Below are 7,949 nucleotides of genomic sequence, written 5' to 3'. Positions count from 1 at the left end.
CCGCCTTAATCCTCGAACGGATCCTTCATCAGGATCGTGTCGTCGCGCTCGGGGCTCGTCGAGAGCAGCGTCACCGGACACTCGATGAGTTCCTCGATGAACTTCACGTACTTCACCGCCTGCGCCGGCAGATCCGCCCAGCGCCGCGCCCCGCGCGTCGATTGCGACCAGCCCTCGAAGGTCTCCCAGATCGGCTCGACGCGCGCCTGTGCATCCGCATCAGCGGGCAGCCGCGACAGCGTCTCGCCGTCGAGCTTGTAACCGACGCACACCTTGACCTCGGAGAAGCCGTCCAGCACGTCGAGCTTCGTCAGCGCGATACCGTTGATGCCCGACACCTTGGCCACCTGCCGCACCAGCACGGCATCGAACCAGCCGCAGCGGCGCTTGCGCCCCGTAACCGTGCCGAACTCATGCCCCCGCTCGCCAATGGTCTCGCCGATCTTGTCGGTGAGCTCAGTCGGAAACGGACCCGATCCAACCCGCGTCGTGTAGGCCTTGGCGATGCCGAGCACAAAGCCAAGCGCACCCGGGCCGATGCCCGCTCCGGTCGCCGCCTGTGCCGCCACTGTGTTCGACGAGGTGACGAACGGATAGGTGCCATGGTCGACGTCGAGCAGCGCCCCTTGCGCACCCTCGAACAGAATGCGCTTGCCCGCCTTGCGCTCCTGGTCGAGCAGGTCCCACGTCACATCCACGTAAGGCAGCACCTTGGGCGCGACCTGATGCAGCTCCGCCATCAGCGCGTCCTTGCTGATCTCGGGCTTACCGAGCCCCCGCCTCAGCGCGTTGTGATGCAGGAGCAGCCTGTCGACCTTGGGTCCGAGGGTCGCCAGGTTCTTGAGATCCAGCACGCGGATCGCGCGCCGCCCGACCTTGTCCTCGTAGGCAGGGCCGATGCCGCGCCCCGTCGTCCCGATCTTGCCGTCGCCCGCCGCATCCTCGCGCATCACGTCGAGCTCGCGATGGAACGGCAGGATCAGCGTCGCGTTCTCGGCGATGCGCAGGTTGTCGCGAGTGATCGTCAGTCCCTGGCCACGCAGCTTCTCGATCTCGGCGCACAGCGCCCAAGGATCGACGACCACGCCATTTCCGATCACGCCGAGCTTGTTCGGCCTGACGACGCCCGACGGCAGGAGCGACAGCTTGTAGGTCGTATTGCCGATGACAAGCGTGTGGCCCGCGTTGTGCCCGCCCTGAAACCGCACCACGACGTCGGCCCGCTCCGAGAGCCAATCGACGATCTTGCCCTTCCCTTCGTCGCCCCACTGCGCGCCGACGACTACGACGTTAGCCATTCTCTCCACCACGTGTCATGAAATGGCCCCGGCTGACAGACCGGGGCCAAAAACCAAGACGCTACGTTTAAAGCGCCGGCGGAAAAGTGGAAGCAGTTTTCCACTACGTCAGCAATTTCGGCCCTTTTATCAAGGGATCCGAATGCTTAACCCGCACCCGCTGCCCGCGTCCTATTGCCGGTAGATCACCGACTTGGCCGAAGGCCAGGAGACTCGGTACCCGAACTCGATGGTCTGCTCCTGATCGGGATCGAGCTTGCCCTCCCACACCACGACGCCGCGCTTGTCGTCGACGTTCTGCTTTGTCGGCGCCTTGCCCGTCAAATCCACCTTGATCTCCTGGTTGGCCGACACCGGCACCTGGTCGAATACCGCCAGCGCCACGCTGCGCTCATGCATGCTCTTGATGGAGATCAGGAAGTTGCGGCTGTCCGTGCGCGAGGTGGAAATCAGCCCCGTCTCGCCGCGTGTCTCCTCCGAGATCGCATGGCGGACACGAACGAGATCGTCGACCCCGAAGCCGAGCTCGTGCTCCTCGCCCGGCGACAGCATCGGCAACCTGCCGGTGCCGACGAACGTTCCATCGCGGAACAGCGACACCGCGCCCGGCAGCAGCGGCGAGCCCTTCGGCAGATTGAATTTGGCATAGAGATAGGCCTTGGGATCCACCTTCGGCACCGTGCGAATGGTGAGTGACGGTTCGATCACCTCGGCGCCGAGCTGCACCCGCTTCGCTTCCCCCGTCTCCGGAATGGCGAGGCGTCCCGGCACGGCGTAGAGCGCATGGAACGGCGCCTGGACCACCTCGGCCGGGCGCTCGACCACGGCCGCCTTCTTGTAGCGCATCGCGCCGCCGAGCCCGTCGCGATCGTCGGCCTCACCCTCTTCCATGGGCGCCGCCTGGGCAACCGCATCCTCGGCGCCACGTCCGACCGCCGTCGTCGGGGCCGGCGCCATCGACATCTCGGGCCGGGGTGCCGGCGGCGGTGGCGGAGGCTCGAAATCGACGATCAGGGGCCTGAGCTCGGGCGCCGACGCCCCGGCTGCAGGGCGTGTCGTCGACAACGTCACCGCCACGTCCGTCCACGCCTCGCCCGTCCTCTGGCTGATCGAGGCCCGCCGGGCCAGATCGATCTTGGGCGCCACTGTCTTGTCGCCGGTCGCGAGCCGCACGTCATAGAGCGGCGTCCAGGACGCATTGGAAACCTGATAGCGAAGGGTGATATCCGCCTCCAGCGCCGACTGCGCGACGACGAACACCTTGGCCTCCGTGCGCTCCGTCTTTTCGGGCGCGATCTCGCCGAGCTTCTTTTCCAGATCTTGAATCTTGCGGTCCGTCTCGCGCGTGCGGATCTGCGCGTCCTGGATCGCCCGCTGCGCCTCCGCCGAGCCCGTCGCGATCAGCGCTAGCACCGCCGTCCAATCCTCGCCACGCTCCGACCCGGACGACGGCGCCGGCCGCGTCGGCAGTTGCGTGAGGTTGGTGATGAGCTGCTTCTGCGTCTCCGCGCCCTGCACCTGTGCATCGAGCCGCGCACGATCGTCCCGCAGCGCTTCGAGCTCGGTCTCGATCTGGCGCCGCTCGGTGGCGTTGGCCTCGGCATTGGCTTGCGGCACGAACAGACGGCGCGTGTCCACCGATCCGATTTCGAGCTTGCCCGACGCCGTACCCTCGACGCGGATCGAGCCGTCGACGGCACTCGCCGGAAGATCGCGGAACAGGACGGTATGCTCGCCCTTCTCGAGCTGCACCTTGGCGACGCGCACCACCTCGGCCCCCATCGGAAACACGGTGACTGCGTCGATCCGCGAGAGAGCCTCGACTTCCGCGGCGCGGGCAAGTCCCGGGCCGGCAGTGACAAGAAGCGCAACGACAAGCAACTTCTTCACGGGGGAGCAACCTTTCGGGCTGGAGTTGAGAATGATCCTAAGGAAAGGGTCGAAGAAACCTGGCCGAGCATATCTAAATTCGATGTTTGAGGTGCTGCCGTTTCGCGACGAATTTATGACGCGCACCCCCTTTTCGCAGCGCCACAAAACAAAAACGGGGCCGGACCAAGCCGACCCCGTTCATATTGAAGACCTACGAAGACGCAGCCCGGGACGAGATACCTTGTCGGGCCGCGCCTTCAATTCTATTTGATGGCCACCGGATAGACCTGCGGGCTATCGAGGCGATAGCGCGCGCTCAGGAGCAGATCGTGCGAGGTGATGTCGCGGATCTGAAGACCCGAATAGGAGCTCGATCCGTCGTAAGCCGTCGCACGACCGGTCTCCGCATCGCCCAGATCCGTGTAGCGATAGGCAAAGTCGAGCGTCAGCTGATCGGTCACGTCGTAGCTGAGACCGGCATAGAGCGCCCACGCAAAGTTGGTCGTTGCGTTGTCCGAGTTGCCGTAGAACACGCTGTTGTTCGGAACGTTGACGTCCTTGAACCCTTGCACGTCGATCGAGGCAATGCCGATGCCGCCGCCGATGTAAGGCGTGATGCCGCGCCAGGTGGTGAGATCGACGTACACGTTGGCAAGACCGAGCCAGCTCTCGAGATCCGCCGTGTACTCGTTCGTGCCGCAGTCGCCCGGACCACGGCAATAGGAATCCTGCGCCAGGAAGAGCTGCTTGCCGCGATACTCGCCCGTGATGTCGAAGCGCAGCCAGCGGCTGTGCTCGACGCCGATACCGAAGCCATAGAGAGCCGAGCTCTTGATGTCCACGTGATGGACCGTGTGGTCGGCAAAGGCGGGCTCGTCCACATAGATCGAATCCGGCTCCGGATTCTTCATGCCGATGGTGCCCTTGAGATACCAGGCGCGTCCCGACGGCGGCGGCGGCGGAATATCCTTGACGCTTCCGTAGCCGAGATCGGCAGCCTGTGCGGGCGCGAACGATACGGAAAGAATGGCTGCGCTGACGGCTGCGCCAAGTAGGGCGCAAACGCGTGAGATTCTCATGACTGTCCCTTTCGAAGGCTGTCTCGCACCGGTGCGCGAGACTCGGCGTGTGGACGCAGCACTTGCTTCGAAGGGACTCTGTCCGACAACGCTTAATAGACGCTTAAATCCTGCCCCGTTGTAGGACATGGGATGACGATACGCAGACAGGATGGCGCCTGCGCAACACGTTCCTCTCGCGCGTTAGGAAGACATTAAGGATTGGCGAACGGCTACGCCGCTTGCGCTGCCGCTTTCACCGCCTCGACGATGTCGCCGACCACGGTATGCACCAGCTTCTCGTCGTCGCCCTCCGCCATCACGCGGATGACGGGCTCGGTGCCCGACGGGCGGATGACGAGGCGGCCGCTGTCGCCGAGCTGCTGCTTTGCGCCTTCGATGGCCTTGCGCACGCGCTTGTCGTCGAGTGGCTTGCCGTTGGCATAGCGGACGTTCTGCAGGATCTGCGGCAGCGGCGTGAAGCGCGCGCACACCTCCGAGACGGGCTTGCCCGTCGCCACCACGCACGCCAGCACCTGCAGCGACGAGACGAGCCCGTCGCCGGTGGTCGTGAAATCGGAAAGCACGATGTGACCGGACTGCTCGCCGCCCACATTGTAGCCGTGCCGTCGCATGTGCTCGACCACATACCGGTCCCCGACCGGCGTGCGCGCCAGCGAAAGCCCGTTCTCCTTGAGATAGCGCTCGAGTCCGAGGTTGCTCATCACGGTGGCGACGATCCCGCCCGCGCTGAGCTTTCCGCGCCGGTGCCAGCTCTCGGCAATCACGGCCATCAGCTGATCGCCATCGACGATCTGCCCCTTCTCGTCGACGATCACGACCCGGTCTGCATCGCCATCGAGCGCGATGCCGATATCGGCACGCACCTCGCGCACCTTCTCGATCAGTGCCTCCGGCGCCGTCGAGCCGCACTTGTAGTTGATGTTGCGCCCGTCGGGGTCGACGCCGATCTTGATCACCTCGGCGCCAAGTTCCCACAGCGCTTCCGGCGCCACCTTGTAGGCCGCGCCATGGGCGCAATCGATGACGATCCGGAGCCCGTTGAGCTTGAGGTTCTTGGGCAGCGTGCGCTTGGCAAACTCGATGTAGCGCTCCTGGGCGCTATCCACGCGCGTCGCCCGTCCGATGCGGTCGGCGGCGGCGAGCAGCGGCTCCATCGGACCTTCGATCAGCCGCTCGATCTCGAGCTCGACCTCGTCCGAAAGCTTGTAGCCGTCGGGATCGAACAGCTTGATGCCGTTGTCGCTATAACGGTTGTGAGAGGCTGAGATCATCACGCCGAGATCGGCACGCAGGCTGCGCGTCAGCATGGCGACGGCGGGCGTAGGCATCGGCCCCAGCAGGAACACGTCCATGCCCACCGAGGTAAAACCGCTCATCAGTGCGGCTTCCAGCATATAGCCGGAAAGACGCGTGTCCTTGCCGATGACCACGCGATGCCGGTGGCTGCCGTTCTGGAACAGCTTGCCTGCGGCCATACCGACCTTGAGCGCGACTTCCGAGGTCATCGGGTGCTTGTTGGCAAGTCCCCGGATGCCGTCAGTCCCGAAATAGCGGCGTGTCATCTGATCCCTCAATCGTAGTGCTCCCGGATCGACTCTATGGCTGTTCCCGTCGCGCGCCAAGGCGAGGATTGCTGCCATCCCCCACTCGCGCCGGCAGCCCACACTTCAGATGGATTATAAAGACGATCTGATAAATTAATAGCACGACTGAATTATGGACGGGTGCGCGTCCGACGGGCAGCATCAGCCCAACCCGGCTTCCGAGCCAGCCTGGGCGGCCTCCCAGACCGCAATCGCCTGGCGGGTCTCGGCCACATCGTGCACGCGCACGATCTGCACCCCCTGCGCGAGCGAATGCAGCGCCGCAGCAATCGAGCCCGGCACGCGCGCGCGGGGGTCATCCACGTTACACAGCTGGCCGATGAGCTTCTTGCGGCTTGCCCCGAGCAGCACCGGAACCCCGAGGCCGTGATAGAGGCTCATGGCATTGAGAACCGCAACGTTGTGAGCGAGATGCTTGCCGAATCCGATGCCCGGATCCGCCACCAGCCTGGACTTCGGGATACCGGCCGCGACGCACGCACGAACGCGCTGCTCAAGGAAATCGAACACGTCGAGGACCACGTCGCTGTACTGCGGATTGTCGTTCATCGTCTTTGGGTCGCCCTGCGCATGCATGAGCATGACGGGCAGCCCGCTCTCCGCCGCCACATCGAGCGCGCGCGGATCGTGCGTCAGCGCCGACACGTCGTTGAGGATGTCGGCCCCCGCTTGCGCGGCCCGACGCATCACTTCGGCCTTGCGCGTGTCGATCGAGATCAGCTTGTCGGTCTTCGCCCGCAACCCCTCGATGACGGGTATGACGCGGCGGAGCTCGTCGTCGACAGCAACCGTGTCCGAGCCGGGCCGCGTCGACTCGCCGCCGACGTCGAGGATGTCGGCGCCCTCGTCGGCGAGCCTCAACCCGTGCGCGACCGCCGCCGCCGCGTTGTCGTGCAACCCGCCGTCCGAAAAACTGTCGGGTGTGACGTTGACGATGCCCATGATGCGCGGCCGGTCCATCGAGAGCCCCGCCAGCCGCGCGCGCGGAGCGCGGATTTCCTCGACGAGATCCGAAGCGGCCAGCGTATTGCGGCCCCAGTCGCGCTCGAAGAGGTCGCCGAGCCCGATGGTGCGCCGGATCGTGCCGCGCGGGCTGCGCTCCAGCACCTCGAGCGCCGAGAACGCCAGCGGTCCCCCCGCGAGCGGCAAGCCCCCCCACACCTCTTGCGGCGTCTCCGGCGCCTCGGTGTTGGCACGTGCCGCATAGATGCCGAGCGGGCGGATGTAGATCGAGCGCTGCATGAGCCTCCGGGACAAAAAAGAAACGGCCGCGACACCGTCGCGGCCGTCCCGAACTTAAGCGAGCGACACCCCGCCCATCAAGACTGCGGCTGAGGCTCCATGCCACCGGCACCCGGCTCCTCGCGCGGACGCGAACGCCCGGCGGTCGGCACGGCAGGGCCGGTAGACCCCTTCGAGGAGTCGTCGTCCCGGCGCACGATGGTGTCGCCGCGCATGATGGTCGCCACCTCTTCGCCCGAGATGGTCTCGTAGTCCAGAAGCGCCTTGGCGACCGCATGCAGCTTGTCGATGTTCTCGGTCAGGATCTCCTTGGCCTTCTCCTCGCCTGCGTGGATGAGGTTGCGGATCTCGTCGTCGATGAGCTTTGCAGTCTCGTCCGAGAGATTCTTGGTCTGCGTCACCGAATGACCGAGGAAGATCTCCTGCTCGTTTCCATTGTAGCGCACGCGCCCGAGCTTGTCGGACATGCCCCATTCCGTGATCATCGCGCGGGCGAGCTGCGTCGCCATCTGGATGTCGCCGGTGGCACCGTTGGTCACGTTCTCGGGGCCGCCGAGCAGAATCTCCGCCTCGCGTCCGCCGAACAGCACCGCAAGGCGCGCTTCGCACCACTGCCGCGTGCGGCTGTGGCGGTCGCCCTCCGGCAGGTTCATCGTCACGCCGAGCGCACGCCCGCGCGGGATGATGGTGACCTTGTGCAGAGGATCGTATGGCACCTTGAGGCCGACGATGGCGTGCCCCGCCTCGTGGTAGGCGGTGTTCCGCTTCTCTTCCTCGCTCATGACCATGGAGCGCCGCTCGGCGCCCATCATCACCTTGTCCTTGGCGTCCTCGAACTCGGCCTGCGTCAC

At 65.3% G+C, this 7,949-nt stretch carries 5 protein-coding genes and 1 pseudogene; all 6 read right to left on the bottom strand.

The genetic code is table 11. The annotated features are described in order from the left end of the window. Positions 1-5 precede the first annotated feature (5 nt). The gene (locus QZV93_RS16040; RefSeq protein WP_295559634.1) at positions 6-1,298 is read right to left on the bottom strand and encodes an adenylosuccinate synthase; all 1,293 of its coding nucleotides are present in this window, start codon (positions 1,296-1,298) and stop codon (positions 6-8) included. Between the two features lie 171 nt (positions 1,299-1,469). Next, positions 1,470-3,188, bottom strand: coding sequence for a mucoidy inhibitor MuiA family protein (locus QZV93_RS16035; RefSeq protein ID WP_295559633.1), 1,719 nt, complete (start codon positions 3,186-3,188; stop codon positions 1,470-1,472). Positions 3,189-3,433: 245 nt separating this feature from the next. After that, positions 3,434-4,249, bottom strand: a complete 816-nt coding sequence (locus QZV93_RS16030; protein WP_295559632.1) for an outer membrane beta-barrel protein — start codon at positions 4,247-4,249, stop codon at positions 3,434-3,436. Positions 4,250-4,461: 212 nt separating this feature from the next. Next, positions 4,462-5,814, bottom strand: coding sequence for a phosphoglucosamine mutase (gene glmM / locus QZV93_RS16025; protein WP_295559631.1), 1,353 nt, complete (start codon positions 5,812-5,814; stop codon positions 4,462-4,464). A 183-nt stretch (positions 5,815-5,997) separates the two neighbouring features. After that, positions 5,998-7,098, bottom strand: coding sequence for a dihydropteroate synthase (gene folP, locus QZV93_RS16020; protein ID WP_295559630.1), 1,101 nt, complete (start codon positions 7,096-7,098; stop codon positions 5,998-6,000). A 77-nt stretch (positions 7,099-7,175) separates the two neighbouring features. Beyond that, positions 7,176-7,949: pseudogene (locus QZV93_RS16015) on the bottom strand (cell division protein FtsH); the annotation flags it as partial.

The organism is uncultured Hyphomicrobium sp. (assembly GCF_902826555.1).
GTDB lineage: Bacteria > Pseudomonadota > Alphaproteobacteria > Rhizobiales > Hyphomicrobiaceae > Hyphomicrobium_C.
The sequence above is the reverse complement of the archived record's forward strand: the minus strand, read 5'-3'. Positions and strand labels throughout refer to the sequence as shown.